Here is an 18,364-nt window from a genome sequence, read left to right as displayed (position 1 = left end):
GTCAACAATCTGATGAATTATAAGCTTTGAAAATTAACCTTTCGCTAAAACTCCATTTAAGAAAATGTCGGCAATACCTTCTGCCATTTCTTTCATAACTTGGGGTGAAGCTTGGGGCTCCATAATTGTATTGTGGCTGAAACCTGCGATCGCAAACATTCCCACAAATACCTGTGCTACAATTCGCGGATTCATCTTTCGATAAATCCCTTTTTCCATTGCTGTTTCAAAGAAAGCTTCTGCCACATTCGTCATTTTATCAATTACTTCGGACTGAACGCGATCGCGCAAATCTTCATGAAACTGCGCTTCCATAAAACAAACTCGCATTAAATCGCCATTTTTATGGAAATTTAGCATCCTTCGCCGCATCACCTGTCCTACAGCTTCATAGCTTCCCATCTCACTTAATTCTGTCAGCAAATCTGTAAGAATTTCTACCCAACCTTGAGTCGCTACTTCGATTAAAATTGCCTTCTTACTAGGAAAATGCCTAAACACAGTTCCTTCAGCTACTCCTGCTGCTGCTGCCAAATCGCGAGTCGTTGTGCCATCATATCCCTGACGAGCAAATAATTTTTGTGCAGCCTTAATAATTCGAGTGCGCGTGGCATCTTCTGACTGAGGCTGAAGATTTTTCTGCAAAATTCCCATAGTGAGTAATCTGTTATCTTAACTGGAGTGAAAACTGGTGATAAATGGCTGAGATCGGCCTTTAGTAGGGAAATTTCCCAGTTACAAGTAAACTATCGAGAAGTATTAGGATTTCTGCGAGCTATAGTTACCTAATATTAACCTGTCCTTGCCCTAATTGCCTTTATTTTATAAAAATAATCTTTAACTAAAAACAGGAGCGATCGCACAAAACTTTACTTTTTTTTATGAAAAAACATCTTAACTCAATGTATTTTGCTCAAAAATTATGCTAATTATAAATTTGTTAAATATATAAAAATATGATTTTCCCATTTTCTGATTTAAATTTTAAATTACTGATGTTGTTAATAACACAGAAAATCAGCATAATTACTAAATAGTCACCAAAAAAACATCCGTAGGGGAGAAATTATTAAACTAGTATCCCCAATAATTTGATCTGGGAAAACAATGTCTCTATCCTCTTTTATGCTTAGGCTCATCTCCTTTCTATGCACCATAATGCTATGGTTTGGAATTACACCAGGAATCGCCCTGGCACTTACTCAAAACCCAGCAGCAACAGCTGATTCAATTCAACCATATCTAGATCGAGTCATGCAGCGCATCACCGAGTTTAAACTAGATAATGGCATGAAATTCATAGTCTTGGAAAGACACCAAGCACCAGTAGTTTCCTTTCTTACTTATGCTGATGTCGGTGGTGCAAATGAACCAGAAGGTAAAACTGGTGTAGCACACTTTTTAGAACATTTAGCTTTTAAAGGAACCACACGCATTGGCACCAAAGATTACCAAGCCGAAAAACCTATCTTAGAAAAGTTAGATAGTTTATGGCAACAAATTCAATCAGCTAAAGCCGCAGGTAAACAAGCAGAAGTTACCAAATTACAAGGTGAATTTCAGAAAGTTGAAGCTCAAGCAGCTGAACTTGTCAACCAAAACGAACTAGGTCAAATTGTACAGAAATCTGGCGGTGTCGGTTTAAATGCTACTACTTCTAACGATGAGACTCGCTATTTCTATAGTTTTCCGGCTAACAAACTAGAATTATGGATGTCTTTGGAGTCAGAACGATTTTTAGAACCCGTATTTCGCGAGTTTTTTAAAGAAAAAGAAGTCATCCTGGAAGAACGCCGAATGCGGGTAGAAAATTCCCCAATTGGTATGATGATTGAAGCTTTTATTGATAAAGCTTACAAAGTTCATCCTTATCGCCGTCCAGTCATTGGATACGATCGAGATATACGGAATTTAAGCAGGGAAGATGTTGAAGAATTTTTTGAAACTTACTATGTTCCTAGTAACCTGACATTGGCGGTAGTTGGTGATGTTAAACCAGCCGAAGTAAAGCGACTAGCCGAAATTTATTTTGGTCGCTATCCAGCTAAACCTAAGCCAAAAAATGCTTTGCCAGTTGAACCGAAACAAACAGAAACTAGGGAAGTAACTTTGCGTTTGCCTAGCCAACCTTGGTACTTAGAAGGTTATCATCAACCTGCAATGAATAATCCTGATTACGTGATTTATGAATTAATTGGTAGTCTGTTGAGTGAAGGACGTACTTCTCGTTTATACAAGTCGTTGGTAGAACAGCAAAGAATAGCTCTCTCTGCTCAAGGTTTTAGTGGGTTTCCGGGGGAAAAATATCCTTCAATGATGCTGTTTTATGCTTTAACAGCACCAGGTCATTCTGTTGATGAAGTCGCTAAAGCTTTACAATCGGAAATTACTAAATTGAAAACTGAGCCAGTTTCGACAATTGAATTAGAACGGGTAAAAACTCAGGCTAGAGCAGGATTGTTGCGATCGCTAGATTCTAATTCTGGTATGGCTTCTTTGTTAGTAGAATACGATGTAAAAACAGGTAGTTGGAAAAATCTGTTTAAAGAATTGGAAACCATACAAGCCGTGACTCCTGCTGATATTCAACGAGTAGCTCAAGCAACGTTTATACCGGAAAATCGCACTATTGGTCGTCTGCTACCCAAGGAGAGTTAAACATGATGAAACCGCAGAGGCGCAGAGGACACAGAGGAATTTTTTTCATGTTTAGGAAAAGTTTAACAGGTAAAAGAGAGAGAGGTTTTTCTTTGTTGAGTATCCGTTATAAATGGTTAATGGGAATTTTGGGCTTGGGAGTAACTTTGGCTTTTTTAGCTGTTAATTTTGACTTTTCAGTAGCAGCAACTACAGCTAAACATTATACGGAATTGACATTTCCATCCCTGCCAGAAATTAAAGTTCCAGCATACACTCGCTTTCAATTAAATAATGGTATGATCGTCTATCTCATGGAAGATCGCGAACTACCTTTGGTCAGTGGATCGGCAACAATTCGCACTGGCGATCGCTGGGAACCCGCTGATAAAATCGGTTTAGCTGGAATCACTGGTGCAGTAATGCGGAGTGGGGGAACTAAAAAACATCCACCCGATGAATTAAATCAATTGTTAGAAGAACGCGCCGCTTCTGTAGAAACTTCTATTGGGGAAGTATCTGGTAGTGCTAGCTTTAATTGTTTAACCAAAGATTTGCCCGAAGTATTTAGTTTGTTTGTAGAAGTACTCCGCGAACCAGCTTTTCCCCAAGACAAATTGGAGTTAGCAAAAACTAAAGTTAAAGGTGATATTTCTCGGCGTAATGATGACCCAGAAGACATCGCTGGTCGGGAATTTCAAAAACTCATGTATGGGGAAAAAAGCCCTTACGCCCGCACGGTAGAATATGCCTCTGTTAACAATATTTCCCGTGCAGATTTGCAGAGTTTCTATCAACAATATTTCTATCCCAACAACATAATTTTAGGCGTAGTGGGAGATTTTGATAGCAAAGTCATGCGTCAACTTATTGAAAGTAAGTTTGGTGATTGGCAAAAAAATAATCAGCTGAAAGTTCCTCCTTTACCAGAAGTTTCCCAAGCAAAAACCAGCGGAATTTTCTTGGTTAATCAGCCCCAAATGACCCAAAGTTATGTGCAAATCGGACATTTAGGAGGTTTATTTAACAATCCTGATTATCCAGCCCTAGATGTGATGAGTGGCGTTTTGAATGGTTTCGGTGGGAGATTGTTTAACCAAGTGCGATCGCGCCAAGGTTTAGCTTACAGTGTTTATGGTGCCTGGAGTCCCCGCTTTGATTACCCTGGTGTTTTTGTCGCAGGCGGACAAACTCGTTCCGACGCTACCGTACCCTTCATTAAAGCAATCCTCGCAGAAATTAAGCGCATCCAAACTGAACCAGTCACCCCAGAAGAACTCGCCCTCGCCAAAGATTCTGTACTCAACTCCTTCGTCTTTAACTTCCAAAAACCCGCCCAAACTCTTTCCCGGCTAATTCGCTACGAGTATTTCGGCTATCCCCCCGACTTCCTCTTCCGCTATCAGCGCAACGTAGAAGCAACTACCGCAGCTGATGTCCAGCGTGTCGCTCAAAAATACCTCCAACCTGAAAAATTAGCCACTTTAGTAGTAGGAAATGCGACTGCAATTCAACCTCCACTAACAACTTTAGCCGCAGAAGTTACCAACGTGGATATTACAATTCCACCACCAACAACGGCTGCATCAAAACAATAAATTCAAAAAATTATCAAAGATTTTGGGAGAGGTTGATTTTGTCCTCTCCCTTTATTTTTATTAGGGCTTACGCATTGTTGCTAATTTCACTAAGCAAACAAATGCCAAATAACAGTTTACAGTTACTTCATATATCTCAGGATTTACGCAATACCTCTATGGGTAGGGTGCGTTAACACCATGTAACGCACCATCCCACCATATTTAGTGTCAATAATAATTCCTGTATATAAAGATTCAGTAAATTTTGGATATTTATATATTCAGTGTAAATTCTTAAGTATATGCTTAAAATTAGCCAAAAAAACTTGTTACGAAATCGGAAATTACACAGAAATTGACGGGGTGTTTTTTAATAGCATCGTGTTTTCTCGTAGCTATGCAATTTTGTAATTTACTTCCCTTGAACCACATATAAAGCAGGTTTTTCTATGGAGACTATTTCCTCGATCGAGACAGGTGCAACACCGCAATTTACTTCATCTAGACAAGAAGCAAAGCTAGTTCCGGTTCATCACCCCTTTCTGAACCCAATCCCGGCACTGGTGGTAATAGACCCTGGTTTGCCCGATTATCAAACTTTAGCAGCGGGAGTTTTACCAGGCTCGCAAATCTTGATTCTCAATTCCTACCAGGATGGAGTTGAGCAGATTACCACCACGCTCAATCATCTGCCCCCTGTCCAGACCCTGCATATTGTGTCTCATGGGAAACCCGGTTGTCTGTATCTAGGTAATAGTCAACTTAATTTAGATACTCTGGCACACTATGCTCCGGCTGTGCAAAACTGGTTTGCTCGCCCAGAGAGTCAGCTTTTCCTCTATGGCTGTCATGTAGCAGCAGGGGATGCAGGCAGTGAATTCATCGATCGCTTGCAGCAGTTAACGGGAGTAGCGATCGCCGCCTCCACCACCCCCATAGGAGCTTCATTTCTGGGCGGTAACTGGCAGTTAGATGTCACAACCCGTGACATGGAAGTAGGACTCTGCTTCCAGAATGAAATTATCCAGACCTACGCTGCTATCTTTGCTCCGGGCAGTCTCGATCCCAGCTTTGGCAGTGGTGGTAAGGTGATAACCAGCGGCGGTTTTGTGTCTACATACGGGATTACCCTCCAGCCCGATGGCAAGATTTTATCAACTGGGTCTGGTCTATCACCCGGTAGCAATTTATTTTCTCTGACTCGCTACAACATTGATGGCAGTCTGGATACCACCTTTGGTAATAGTGGCAAAGTCACCACAGATATTTATAGTGGAACCGCTCCCGATCGAGACCGAGGTCAAGTGGTTTTAGTGCAGCCAGATGGCAAAATTGTCGTAGCAGGTCCGACAACTATCAAACTCCCTGCCGCTTACACTTATTTAGATAGCTTCGCCCTTGTCCGTTATAACAGTGATGGTAGCCTGGATACCAGTTTTGGCGACAATGGTAAGGCGCTTTTTAGACCTGGATACCTTGGGGCTGAATTGGGCAAAGCAGTCCTTCAGCCCGATGGCAAGATTATTTTAGTTGAAGATGCTACTTCGTCGAGTGGAATAAGCCCCTTTGTGTTGCAGCGCTTTAATAGTAATGGCAGTTTTGATACTACTTTTGGTTCTCTCCCTACATACCCTGACTATATGGTGGGAAGTTCTCTCACTATTTCGGTCAACAATATAAATTCCGCTAGAGATGCTGTACTCCAACCCGACGGCAAACTGGTAGTTCTGGGATTTGGTACCAATCTGCTCACAGGTGGGCCGGATACTTCTAGAAGTTTAACGCTGCTGCGGTTTAAAAATGGTAGTTTTGACTATACTTTTGGCACCTTGGGAATTACCAGATCGCTTTTCCAAATTCTTCCAAATGATTTTTCCTTCAGTCTTTACTCCCAAGCTAAATTTGCGCTGACAGCCGACGGCAAGATCGTGGTTGCGGCAGATGGCACCAGTAGCCAGGGTGCCACGTCTATCTTGCTCCGCTACAACAGCGACGGTAGCCTCGATCCTGACTTTGGCATCGGCGGTCGAATCACGACTTCTGCCATAACAACTGTTGCCGGAGTTGCGATCGACAGCAATGGCAGGATTTCCGTCGCAGGGCAAGCCAACGGTGATTTTGTCCTAATGCGCTATAGTAGCACAGGTAGCCTGGATACTAGTTTTGGCAACAACGGCAAAGTAACCACTGATTTTGGCACCACCACCGATAACCCTCTTCAACTGGTAACACAGCCTGACGGCAAAATTGTGCTGACGGGAACCGCCAACGGTAATTTTGTGATGGCTCGCTATGAAGGCGGGGGTAGCATCAATACCGTGAATTACGCCCCAACCGATATTAATTTCGCTAATCGCACCTTTATTCCAGAGAATGTTCTAGTAACGCCCATTCAGAACGCTTACTCGGTAGCACTGAAGTTGAGCGCGACTGACCCCGATACCACCGATCTTCATACTTACACGCTGGTTGCTGGGGCTGGTGATAGCGATAACGCTGTCTTTAAAATTGATGGCGATCTCTTAGTTCCCTTGCAGACTTTTGATTTTGAAACCAAGTCGAGCTACAGCGTGCGAGTGCGGGCAAACGATCGCAAAGGTGGCTTTTTCGATAAAGCACTGACGGTAGCAGTTTACGACCTTCCTGATACTACGGCGATCAACAGTGCGCCAATAGACCTCAGCTTGAGCAGTGCCAACGTTGCCGAAAATCTCGCTGTTAATACGATCGTTGGAACTTTTAGCTCGATCGATCCTGATGTTGGCGATACCTTTACCTACTCGCTGGTAACAGGCACAGGCAGCACCGATAATGCCGCCTTCCAAATCGCTGGTAATACCCTGCAAACTGCTCAATCCTTTAATTTTGAGTCCAAGTCAGCTTACAGCATTCGGATACGGACAGATGACGGCAAGGGTGGCATTTTTGAAAAACCCTTCACCATCGGCATTCAAGACCTAAATGAAGCTCCGTTTATTACTGCGGCGATCGCCAATCAAACAACAACTACTGGAACAGCCTTTAGCTATATTGTTCCTACCACTACCTTTAGCGACCCCGATGCCGGAGATGCGATAACGCTCAGTGCTACCCTCAGTGATGGTAGCGCTCTGCCCACCTGGTTGAGTTTCGATCCCACCACCCGTGCCTTCAGCGGTACTCCGACGAGCACCAACCTTGGAACGGTAAATTTACTACTTCGAGCTACCGATCGCGGCGGACTCTCTACCACCACTGGCTTCAGCCTGACAGTAAATTCGGTTACAAGCGGTACAAACGCCACTACTGGAACTGCTGGGGACGACTACCTGGTTGGTAGCAGCAGTGCTGATACGATTCAGGGTCTAGCTGGCAATGACACGATCGACGGTGGACTGGGTGCTGACTCGCTGATCGGCGGATCGGGCAACGACATCTATATAGTCGATAACATTAGTGATGTTATTGTTGAGAACCTCAACGAGGGAATCGATACAGTACAGTCATCTGTTACCTACACCCTTGGTAACAATGTGGAAAATCTGTCCCTGACGGGAACTGGCACGATTAACGGTACAGGTAACAATCTCGATAACGCGATCGCAGGTAACTCAGCCAAAAACATCCTAACTGGTGGTGTGGGTAACGACTCTCTGAATGGCGGTGCAGGCAACGACACCCTGAACGGGGGTGATGGCAATGACATCCTGGATGGTGGTACTGGGGCCGATCGCTTGGTAGGTAATGCGGGAAATGACACCTACATTGTCGATAACACAGGTGATACGGTGGTTGAAGCCAGCAATTCTGGAATCGATCTGGTACAGTCCTCGATCTCTTGGACGCTGAGTAGCAATGTGGAAAACCTGACCCTGACTGGAACTGCCGCCATTAAAGGTACGGGTAACAACCTCAATAACGCGATCGTAGGTAACTTAGCCAATAACATCTTGACTGGTGGTGCAGGAAATGACACCCTGACTGGTGGTGCAGGGAGCGATCGGTTTGTCTATAACTCCTTTGATAACCGCACCGATATCATCACAGACTTCAACACCAGCCAGGACATACTGGATCTAAGTACATTGTTTGACAGTCTCGACTATGCGGGTTCAAATCCCGTTACTGATGGCTTCCTGAGATTTGCCCAGTCAGGTGCCAATACTTTAGTCCAGATCGATCGGGATGGTATCGATGGAGGGGCAGGCTTTAGTACGCTAGTCACTCTAAACAATGTAAATGCTAACAATCTGGTTGTTGGAACCAATGTTTTATAGGGCTAAGATGAGCTAAATCTAGATCTCCGAATTCTTCAAGAAGTCGGGGATCTGGGCAACAGAATCAGCATCTAATTACTGCATATATCGCCCAAATTGCCATCCCACGCAGATAGTAACTAGCGCGAAAAGTACCAGCAGCAGTGATAGCTTCTGGGGTACGAAATTGTAAACCATTTTGATAAATCTGCTGAACAACTGCTTCGGTAATTTGCCATGCTTCCTGCTGCATTCCCATTTGCCACATAAAAGCAGATACACCAAAATTAATCCCTGTCCATATTTCTAAAGGATGAGTAGCTTTAGGGTTTTCTGGCGACCCATCAGGTTTAACACCATTAGCAGCACCAAGAGGTGAATGAGGAAATAGCTTACTTGCTTGTAAATTATTGAATTTTACAAAACAGGAATCATAAACTTTTTTCAAAGCACTAATAGTACATTCTTGTGGGACAATATCCGGTAGTCCTAATAAACGACTATAAAATTGACCACACAATTGATCAGTCATAACTACATCAGAATTACTCTCACTATCTAAGCGATAATATTCACCATTCCACAACTTTTGTTGATATACTTTTTGAGATTGTTGATACCAACTCTCATAAATAAACTTTTGTTTCTCCCAACTCTTCTCTGCGTCCTCTGCGTCTCTGCGGTTTTGAATTAAAAGATCGCAGATTGCGATCGCACTTTGCAAAGCCGCCAACCACAACCCACCACAATAAGCACTCACACCCTGTAACCGCCAATCATCAAAAGTTTGATCCGGCGCACCAGAATTTTCCGGTATCCCATCCCCATCTAAATCAAAAGTTTTCAAATAAGCCAATGTATTAACAATACTCGGAAAACTTTCCTCTAAAAACTCAATATCCTTTCTTCCAGTAAACACAAAATAACGATAAACTTGCAAGACAAAATCGCAGGGTAAATCCTTCCACAAATTACAATCTTGATAACTAGTGTAATTAGTTTTCTCCCAAGGATGCTCATTAGGTGCGCCTAAATCATGGGGTGTTGCATCAGCAATTTTCCGCACAGCTGACGCTTGATTATAACCAATAATTCGCTCTTTATCATCAAAAGTCGGAATTGCCCTAGAATAAGCTTCCAAGACTGCTTTATCTAGTTTAGGCCAAAGCATGACTATAGGAAAAGAACCATAAAGACGTACATCTAAACTCTCATACCAACGATAATCAATACATTCTAAAATCCCAAATTGACCAACTGGATCTGTTTCCGAAGCAGCTGTCCAAATAGTTCCCCCACTAGTTAAATTGTACAACTCATTAAATAGCCCCATTTTGAACCAATTGGGCAAATCTTCCCCCGATAAAATTGGTTCTTGCCAATCTACAATTCTCTCTTTCCAAGTGTCGTAATGCTTTAAAGCAGTGCGAATCATTGACCAAGAATTCTTGCCATTTCGCCCAAAAAAATCTGTATAACGTCGATAATAAGTTATGCCATCAGCAAATTCAGTAATGGGAAAATCCCAAGCTAAAATAAACGGAATTTGGCGTGTTTTTCCTGGCCTAACTGTTACCCTAACTGCCATTGCTACGCCAATTTGTTCTCCGGGATCTGCGGGTATTTCATTTTCTATATCTGGCAAAGAACCATCTTGGGCAAAACTTTGCCAAATATCATTGCCATCACCAGCAGGATTCCAACGAGTGTGATGGAAAATTTCTAAACTCGGATTAGCCAGAGTTGCGATCGCCCATTGTCCCTCTTCCTCTCGCACTTCCTCACCCAATCTTACCCGATCTAACAAACAACCAACTCGATATTGTTCTTCAATCCATTGATTAAAATTACCAGTACTATCGCCTATCCTTGGTTGATAATCATAAACGGGACTACCATCATCTCGCACCCGCACTTCTTTAGTTTTCAAATAATTAGTAAACCAACCAACAATATTTTGCCAAGTTAGCATAATACTAATAGTAATTGGCTGGTCAGTAGGATTATGAATACTCCAGGCAAAAATTGCGATCGGATAAGAACTTTCTTGATAATTACCCGCCCAAATAGGCGAAAATTGTTCACAAATTAACTGCGATCTAAATACATTTTCATAAACAAACCAACTGCGCGGATACAGCGCATGATAAGTCCCAGAATTATTTTCTGGATACCAATTCCAAGCTGACAAACTACCATCTTCCGGCGGTTTTGTACACAAACCATAAGCTTTTCCCGGTTCATTTCCTACTTGTTCAAACACACTAAATTGACAAGCTGGAATATTTTGAAAAGTGTGTTCTCCCGCATCCAAATGCCAAAGATTAAAATCTCCTCTCGAAGAACGACCAATACAACCTGCACCAAAACCACCTAACGGCGCACCATGCCAAGGGCCATCATCTAAATTACTAGAATACCGAACTTTGTAGTAATTTTCCCAACCCAAGCCGATCGCACGTTGCCAAGTATAAGGCGGAATGTTTAACTCGTCATTTGTCATTGGTTATTTATCATTAGTCATTTGTCATTCGTTATTTGTTATAGCATGGTTTTTAGCTCAAAAACCTTACCAATTACAACTAACAAATGACTAATGACTAATCACTAACGATCGATTGTAAATTGCTGAGTAGCCCTTTGATTGACAGGAGATTGGTTATAGTAGCGATTGTAAGAATCATGCCAACGAGTAGTATAACTCTTCACTCCATTAGCAACTAAACCTAAAATTGGCGTTCCAGAAATTTTCAACGTATCTAATGCTTGCATTAACGGATAACGGTCAGCTTTTCCTAGTCCAACAACTAAGATGACCCCATCAGTAGGAGTTGCCAAAATACTAGCATCTGCGAAACCAACTAAAGGTGGAGTGTCATAAATAACTAAATCAAAAGCTGACTGAAAATCAGCCATAAGACTCTGCATTTTTTCCGAAGATAACAGACGAGTCGGATCAGGGGGAATTTGTCCCGCCGTCATAATATATAAATTTTCTTCTTCAGGATAACTTTGAATTACCTCATGAAAATCTAGGTCTTCAGAAGAAATCAAATTGGTTAATCCCCGCATATTAGCTACACCCAATCTTTTGTGAATTTGGGGACGGCGTAAATCAGCATCTACTAATAATACTCGTTGTCCCATTGCTGCTGCTGCTTGAGCTAAATGTAAAGATACTACTGTTTTACCTTCTGCGGGAGTCGATGAACTAATTACTAAACTTCGGATTGGCATATCCGTAGTCAGGAGACGGATATTAGTATAAAGAGAACGGAAAGATTCCACAAATTGAGAAGCATTATACCGAGAATGGACTTGACTATTTTCAGTAGCAATTGCCGTTTCTCCCTGCGGTAATAATAAACCACCTGCCTCAGAAGTTTCCCCAGGGCTAACTTTTTTCAAAAGCTTACTAAAGGGAATAATCCCTAATAAAGGCATTCCAGTTTGATTTTTCAAATCTTCCGCAGAATGGAATACACTATCTAGCATTTCTACTAACCAAGCTGCCCCAGCACCTAAAAGCAATCCTGCAATTACGCCCAACATTAAATTACGATATTTGTTAGCAGAAATGGGATAACTTTGATTAGGAGCATCAATTAATTGCCAAGGAGTTGCTTTTTGCGCCGCTTCGATTTCTAAATTTTCCCTAGTAGACAAAAATCTTAATAAGCTTTCAGTTGTTACCTTTAATTCTCGCTGCAAATCTGTATATTCACGAGCGCGAACGGGCATTTGTTTAAATTCTTGTACTAATAACTCTTCGGTACGTTTTAACGCTTGACTCCGCACTTCTGAAACTTTAATTTCATTAGTCGCATCAACAAATTGCTTAGTTAAAGATAAGCGAATCGAGTTTTGATTGCTGAGTCTTTGCGTATTGATTGTCCCAGGAGAAAGAGTATTACCGATAACTCTTTGGCTTTCTTGAGCAATCAAAGGTAACAGCTTTTGTCTTTTTTGCTTGAGTGCATCGAGCATGGGACTATCTTCTGTGAATCTCACAGATTCTGTTGCCAATTTAGTTTCTACATCTTGCAATTCAGTGAGTAATTTTTGATATCGGGGAGCTTCGCTCAAAGCTGATGCTACAATCGCCTCACTTGGCTGTAATCCCAACTGTCCTTGCAACAAAATATAAAGCGATCGCAACTCATTTAACTTAGTATTTGTTTCCACTTGTTGTTGCTGAATTCCCGAAATTCGACTTCCCAAATCTTGCGCCTTTTGTTCAGGATCGATAAAATTATATTCTTGCCTAAACTTCTGTAATTTTGCTTGTAGAGTATTTACCCTTGCTTGCAAACTCGGCAACTGTTGCTGAACAAAATCAATTCCTTGGCGCACATCAGTTTGGCGTTGTTGCCGACTATAATTCAAGTAACCATCAGCAATAATTTGTAAAATGTTTTCTGCTCTTTTTGGATCGCTATCTTGATAGCGTACTTCAATAATTTTTGTGCTACCCAAACGGTTAATTACCAAACTTGGCATCAAAGAACCATAACTAATATCTGGATATTCAACCTGAATTTTCTTAATAATTCCATCCATGACACTAGGACTGCGTAACACTTCAGTTTGGGTATCATAATCTAAAATAGAATACACAATTGCGCCGAAATTTTGCGCTACCTTAGTTTCCGCAGTAATTGGTTCTACCAAAACTCGAAACTTTCCTTCATACAAAGGATGTGTATTCCAAGCCCTTGTTCCCGCAACTGTAGCCACTGCGATCGCCACACTAGCCACAACCAAAGCGCGACGACGTAATATCCCAAAAACCTGTCTTAACTCTAACTTATTAGCATCTTCTTCATGTACTTGTTCTGGATAAATATAAGGAAAGGAATGAAGATTTTTTCCATTATTATTGTTAGGGAATATCGGTTGACTGTATGGTTTAATTTTCATAGGACACTGCTTCCTTTACTAGTACTGTTAAGTCAATTATTATGAGACTTTTGGTAGTAGTCAGTACCAGGGAAAAATCACCAACTACCGACCAAGAGAAATTCCACATCCTGAGATTAAAATTCTCAATCACTCCTAATAAGGATAAGGAATACGGAAAAAGTTATAGATTGAGAAGAAACTGCTGATCGGATCTAAGAATATTCTCAACCCATCCGTAATTTCTGCTGCCAAAGAGCGATTCACAATAATAATATCGTTATTCCGAAGAATCGGATTTGCTTCCTCATTGATGCCTCTAGAAAAGTTAACGGTAACATTACGTTTCGTCACTGTACCATTAGGATTTAAGCGGAGCAATTGTACATAAGAGGTGCGGGCGCGAGTAGGAGAAAAACCTCCTGCTACTAGCAAAGCTTGGTTTAAAGAACTATTAGGTGGTAGTTGTAAACTTCCTGGTCTCACAACTTCTCCAACTACATTGACGGTGATATTAGTTGGGGACAGGCTGGAAGAGGCTATTTGAGGCGCTTCTGATGGATCGATATTCTGCGCTGTAGGGACAAAAATTGTATCTCCTTGTTGCAAAATTAAATCTTGAGAGCGATCGCCCGACTGCAACAATTGCCAGAAATTAGATACTAAAATTTGTTGTGTTCCCAACTTAGTACTACGGCGAATTTCAATCCGGCGAATATCCGCCAAAGGCGTGATTCCCCCAGCCTGTTGAATCGCTTGGGACAATGTAGGTAATCCCGCAAAAGAAGGTAGCGCCCCCTGAACGCCTGGGGCAGGTCTAAATGGTTGAATCAGATAAGTTCCTGGACGTGATACTTCACCCACGACAGCTACGTTCAAAGGTTGGGAAGGATCGGCTGCAATACTAGAAGAAACTATCTCTAAAGATTGGGCTGGCGGTAAAGGTGCAGTTGCCGTCGGCACTACTATCGAATCTCCTTCTTGTAAAAAGATATCGAGACGGCGATCGCCACCCTGCAACAACTGTTGTAAATTTATCGTAGTCGTCAGAATACTGCCATCACGAGTAATCCGGCGCAACTGCAAGTTAGTAATATCAGCAGTTTGGTTAACTCCGCCAGCGGCTTGCAGTGCCCGCGACAAAGTAGGCGGCGAACCAGTTTGTGATGGTTGTACACTGTAAGGGCCAGGACGAGTCACTTCCCCGACAACAACCACATTGATGGGCTGATTTTGTAACGGTGCTAACGTACTATTGGTGATAGTGAAACTTTGATCGGGACTAATCCTTGGTGCAGTGGGAATCACAATCGTATCACCTTGTTGTAAAACCAAATCCTGACGGCGATCGCCACCCTGCAATACTTGATTCAAATTTACCCCAATAATCTGCTCTCTGCCACCGCTAGTAAAGCGACGCAGCTGAACTCGACTGAGGTCTGCCGCTTGCGTCACACCACCAGCCACTTGAACCGCCCGTGATACAGTAGGCAAAGCTCCCGTTTGGTCTGGTTGAACGATTACTGGACCCGGACGAATCACTTCTCCTGCTACTAAAATATTTAAAGGCACATTTTGTACTGGAGCAATATTAGATCTAGTAATATCCTGTGCTGCTGTTAAATTAATTGTTGTTGCGGTGGGAATAAGTATGCTGTCTCCATCCCGCAGAGTAACATCTTCGCAGAGTTCACCTCGAGTCACCAACCCAAAAACATCTAAATTAATTGTCCCAAAACCAGGTCTTTGCAATCTAACTTGACGCAAATTGGCTGACTGTGTAATTCCCCCGGCTAAAGTTAAGGCTTGGGATAATGTTGGGAATTGAAAACCTGCACCACCTGTACCACCTGCACCACCAGCAGCAGCCAGAGGAATAATATAAGAACCGGAACGATTGACTTCTCCTGCGATCGCTATTTGTACAGGTCTAGGTGCTACCAAGTTAACAGTTACGATCGGTCTTCGCAAAAACCGTGCATAGCGAGAAGAAATTAAATTAGAAGCTTGTTCCAAGGTCAAACCTTTAAGTGAGACACTCCCTATCAGTGCCAGGTTAACTGCTCCATTGACCAAAACCTGATATTCTCGGCTATATTCTGGAACGTTGAATATATCTATGCCAATGCGATCGCCCGCACCCAAAGTATAAGCTGGTTCTGGCCCAAAACGACCACTACCTGGACGACAATTGTTCAGCGTTCTTCCCGGTGCTTGCGCCCACGTCACTTGAGGAACTGTCAACACAAGCATTGACAAAGCAATTACCGAAGTTTTCTGGTTAACCAACGACAGTTTAACACTTGTGTTGTTTTTTGCTTGTAAGCTGTTCGTTTGGCAAAGCGATTTTTTCAACATTACTTTAGCAGCGTCACTAAAAATTTTGCAGAGGTTGTCAGTAATAGATAGTCAAACTTGTAGGGGCGGGTTTAGTAGATCAGTTTGTAATCGCAGCAGAAAAATTAACAACAAAACCCGCCCAAACCAAGTCTCACAAATTCCAGACAGCAGAATCACAATTGTTCAGAATTCAGAAATCACCAGGAATCTGCAACTTCTCTAACTTTTGTAACTTTTTTCTTACTTACGGCATTTAATACATACTTTTGGCGCATTTGTCAAAAAAAATATAACTTGTCTTCAACCGTTCCCCGGTCAAACCAGATTATAGCCGATTAACATATTGTAGAAACTTTTGCTGTTCGCTCTCTTCGTGGCGTAGCCAAGTTGCTTTGAGTAGTACTATTACCAGAATGCCTATACCTCCTTTGCAGACCTACACATTACCAATGGTAATTTCCACTATACTGCCTGACAAACTGACGGAACTAGCACCCTAATACCTCTAGATATGCTGCCACATTTCTAGCCAAGTAGTCCAATTTTGCCCCAAAAATCTCAAGAATTTAATTTATTGTTAATTACCCAGAAAAACTACCAAAAATTTAAAGGCGTTCTCTTCTTCCAAGAACGCCCAAAGTAATATGGCAATTGTTAACAGAATGACTGAATCAGTAAGTGAATATCTTAAACGAATGGCAAAGTTCTCCGAATTAAAATTACTAGCTTAAAGAAGCATTACTGCGATCGTAAGTATCCCGGAAAGAAGGTTCCGGTTTTCCTTGCGTATGTACCCAATTATCTACATCAACAGATAGACCCATTTCTGCCGCCGCACGGCCTAGCATAGATTGCTGGCGGTTTTTAATCAAATGGTGATGACGCATCATCAAAGACCGAGCTTGTTCTTGTGCAGACATGACCTTTTTTCCTCGTTGAACTTGTTCGTTCTCTCTTCACTATTTAAGATAACAGGAAATTCTGTAACTTAAGCTACAAAATGCTTTATTTTGATAAATCTTTACACAAATCTTTGGGATCGTTTTGGGATCGTTGAATCCAAAAGTCCCGATTCCCTAGTTTATGTAAAATTCCTCTACCGCATGAATATCAAAGGGCGCTACCCTAAATTGGGAAACCCCTGATTTGAAGAAAATGGTTACATCTTGTCACATAATTGTTGAAGGCAATCCCGTAGTCGTCTACGCTAGCAGAAATGGCGCACCTAACAGAGTCTTACCGATCCTCGAACCATTCTTAGAAAAATTTTGGCAAGAGAGAGAAACCTGTGGCGAGTACGGTGATACCCCGGAATGTTTAGTAGCTCAAATAGTCGTCAGATTTGGCTATGAAATTTGCGAAGACGATTTTTCCAACCTCCGAGTTGGAGTAAATTATGCCCCAGACGTTGAATACATTTATTTCATTCGGATGAATCGCCAAATTAACACTTTGATTCCCAGTGATGAGTATCGCAGCAATCCCAATTTGGGCATCAAAGCCTGTCGCGAATTTGCTACAGAAAGCTGTTAAACATAATTAAACTAGAAAGGCAAATCTCTAATTAAATGTTACTTTTTTGCCTTTCAAAATCCCTCTAATTACTGAGATTTGAAAGATGATCTCGCATTACTATTAATTTAAAAATTGATCCAGTTAATTAAGAGGAGTGAAATATGCCAGCCAACCCACCATTTTTTAACTTAACAGACCAGGCAGATAATTTTACAATCACCCCAGGTTTGCTAGCTACATTACCTGGTGGTTTACAAGCTTTAGCTGGAAACGATACAATAACTGGCTCAGACCAAGCAGACATTGTTTACGGCAACCAAGGAGACGATCTCTTAATCTTGAGAAAAGGCGACGACACCATCTTTGGAGGCCAAGGAAACGATACTATAGCTGGGGAACAAGGCAAAGACTTCATTTCCGGCGATCTTGGGAATGACATAATCTACGGCGGCAGTATCAACAACCAATTATTAGATTTAGCCGACATAATCTACGGTGGAGAAGGTAACGACACCATCTTTGGACAGGAAGGAAATGACTTCATCAACGGTAATCAGGACAACGACTATGTTGAAGGAGGCTTAGGAGACGACATCATTCGTGGTGGAAAAGGTGGTGATGTCCTTCTTGGTAATCAAGGTTCAGATACTCTATTTGGAGATCTCGGTCAAGATGCTCTCAATGGAGGTATTGCAGACGTAGGCGTACTAGATGTTGATGTATTTGTTCTGCGAGGAGATGGGGCAACAAATAAATTATCTCAATCAGATTTAATATTAGATTTCGCCCTTGGCGAAAAAATTGGCATTACCAATTTTACAGGCAACATTGGATCGCTAGCCCTACAAGAAATTGTTCCAACTCCGGTTAGTGACTTTATCAATCAATTATCCCCTGAACTACAAGCAGCCCAAAAATCTGGCTTAATCGACTTGAATAAATTTGCTTTTAACGGTCTCATTCAAGGTACAGCAATTAGTCTCAGTACCAATAGCTCTTTTATTGGTGTTGTCCTCAATCAAAGCGCCGTGCAAGTCAGTAACGCTTTGTTTATTACTGAAGGCTAGTTAAAGGCAGAGGAGATGGGGAGGTGGGGAGATAAGGTGAATAGAAGAAATAGTTAAATTAAATTATTTCTCCCCATCCCCTTGTCCCCTT

10 protein-coding genes are annotated in these 18,364 nt (G+C 41.9%); 5 read left to right on the top strand and 5 right to left on the bottom strand.

Going from position 1 to position 18,364, the window contains the following annotated elements; all coding sequences use genetic code 11:
• Positions 1 to 33 precede the first annotated feature (33 nt).
• On the bottom strand, positions 34 to 654 hold the full coding sequence (locus IQ264_RS09520; protein WP_193980517.1) for a TetR/AcrR family transcriptional regulator: 621 nt from the start codon (positions 652 to 654) through the stop codon (positions 34 to 36).
• A 504-nt stretch (positions 655 to 1,158) separates the two neighbouring features.
• Here IQ264_RS09520 and IQ264_RS09515 point away from each other — a divergent pair.
• The 3 genes from IQ264_RS09515 (at position 1,159) to IQ264_RS09505 (ending at position 8,473) form a co-directional block, all read left to right on the top strand.
• On the top strand, positions 1,159 to 2,658 hold the full coding sequence (locus IQ264_RS09515) for a M16 family metallopeptidase (RefSeq protein ID WP_413470342.1): 1,500 nt from the start codon (positions 1,159 to 1,161) through the stop codon (positions 2,656 to 2,658).
• Positions 2,659 to 2,777: 119 nt separating this feature from the next.
• Positions 2,778 to 4,235 (top strand): M16 family metallopeptidase, encoded by a 1,458-nt coding sequence (locus tag IQ264_RS09510; RefSeq protein WP_413470343.1) that lies wholly within the window; start codon positions 2,778 to 2,780, stop codon positions 4,233 to 4,235.
• A 431-nt stretch (positions 4,236 to 4,666) separates the two neighbouring features.
• Positions 4,667 to 8,473 (top strand): DUF4347 domain-containing protein, encoded by a 3,807-nt coding sequence (locus IQ264_RS09505; protein ID WP_193980515.1) that lies wholly within the window; start codon positions 4,667 to 4,669, stop codon positions 8,471 to 8,473.
• Positions 8,474 to 8,537: 64 nt separating this feature from the next.
• Here the strand turns inward: IQ264_RS09505 and IQ264_RS09500 are convergent, their stop codons facing one another.
• The 4 genes from IQ264_RS09500 to IQ264_RS09485 all read right to left on the bottom strand — a co-directional run bounded on the left by IQ264_RS09500 (position 8,538) and on the right by IQ264_RS09485 (position 16,611).
• Positions 8,538 to 10,955 carry a GH116 family glycosyl hydrolase gene (locus IQ264_RS09500; protein WP_193980514.1) on the bottom strand — a complete coding sequence of 806 codons (2,418 nt, stop codon included), beginning with the start codon at positions 10,953 to 10,955 and terminating at the stop codon, positions 8,538 to 8,540.
• Between the two features lie 104 nt (positions 10,956 to 11,059).
• The gene (locus IQ264_RS09495) at positions 11,060 to 13,372 is read right to left on the bottom strand and encodes a GumC family protein (protein ID WP_193980513.1); all 2,313 of its coding nucleotides are present in this window, start codon (positions 13,370 to 13,372) and stop codon (positions 11,060 to 11,062) included.
• Positions 13,373 to 13,507: 135 nt separating this feature from the next.
• Positions 13,508 to 15,709 (bottom strand): SLBB domain-containing protein, encoded by a 2,202-nt coding sequence (locus IQ264_RS09490; protein WP_193980512.1) that lies wholly within the window; start codon positions 15,707 to 15,709, stop codon positions 13,508 to 13,510.
• 704 nt (positions 15,710 to 16,413) lie between these two features.
• Complete coding sequence (locus IQ264_RS09485) at positions 16,414 to 16,611, bottom strand: hypothetical protein (RefSeq protein WP_193980511.1); 198 nt, start codon at positions 16,609 to 16,611, stop codon at positions 16,414 to 16,416.
• Positions 16,612 to 16,846: 235 nt separating this feature from the next.
• Between IQ264_RS09485 and IQ264_RS09480 the strand changes: the two genes are divergently transcribed.
• Both IQ264_RS09480 and IQ264_RS09475 read left to right on the top strand, forming a co-directional pair.
• A complete protein-coding gene (locus IQ264_RS09480) occupies positions 16,847 to 17,224 on the top strand; it encodes a histidine kinase (protein ID WP_193980510.1) in 378 nt (125 codons plus the stop codon).
• A gap of 143 nt (positions 17,225 to 17,367) precedes the next feature.
• A complete protein-coding gene (locus IQ264_RS09475; RefSeq protein WP_193980509.1) occupies positions 17,368 to 18,273 on the top strand; it encodes a calcium-binding protein in 906 nt (301 codons plus the stop codon).
• The last annotated feature ends 91 nt before the right edge of the window (positions 18,274 to 18,364 follow it).

It is taken from the genome of [Phormidium] sp. LEGE 05292 (assembly GCF_015207735.1).
Taxonomy (GTDB): domain Bacteria; phylum Cyanobacteriota; class Cyanobacteriia; order Cyanobacteriales; family Aerosakkonemataceae; genus Floridanema.
Note: the sequence above shows the minus strand (reverse complement) of the source record. Positions and strands in the feature narration are given on the sequence as shown.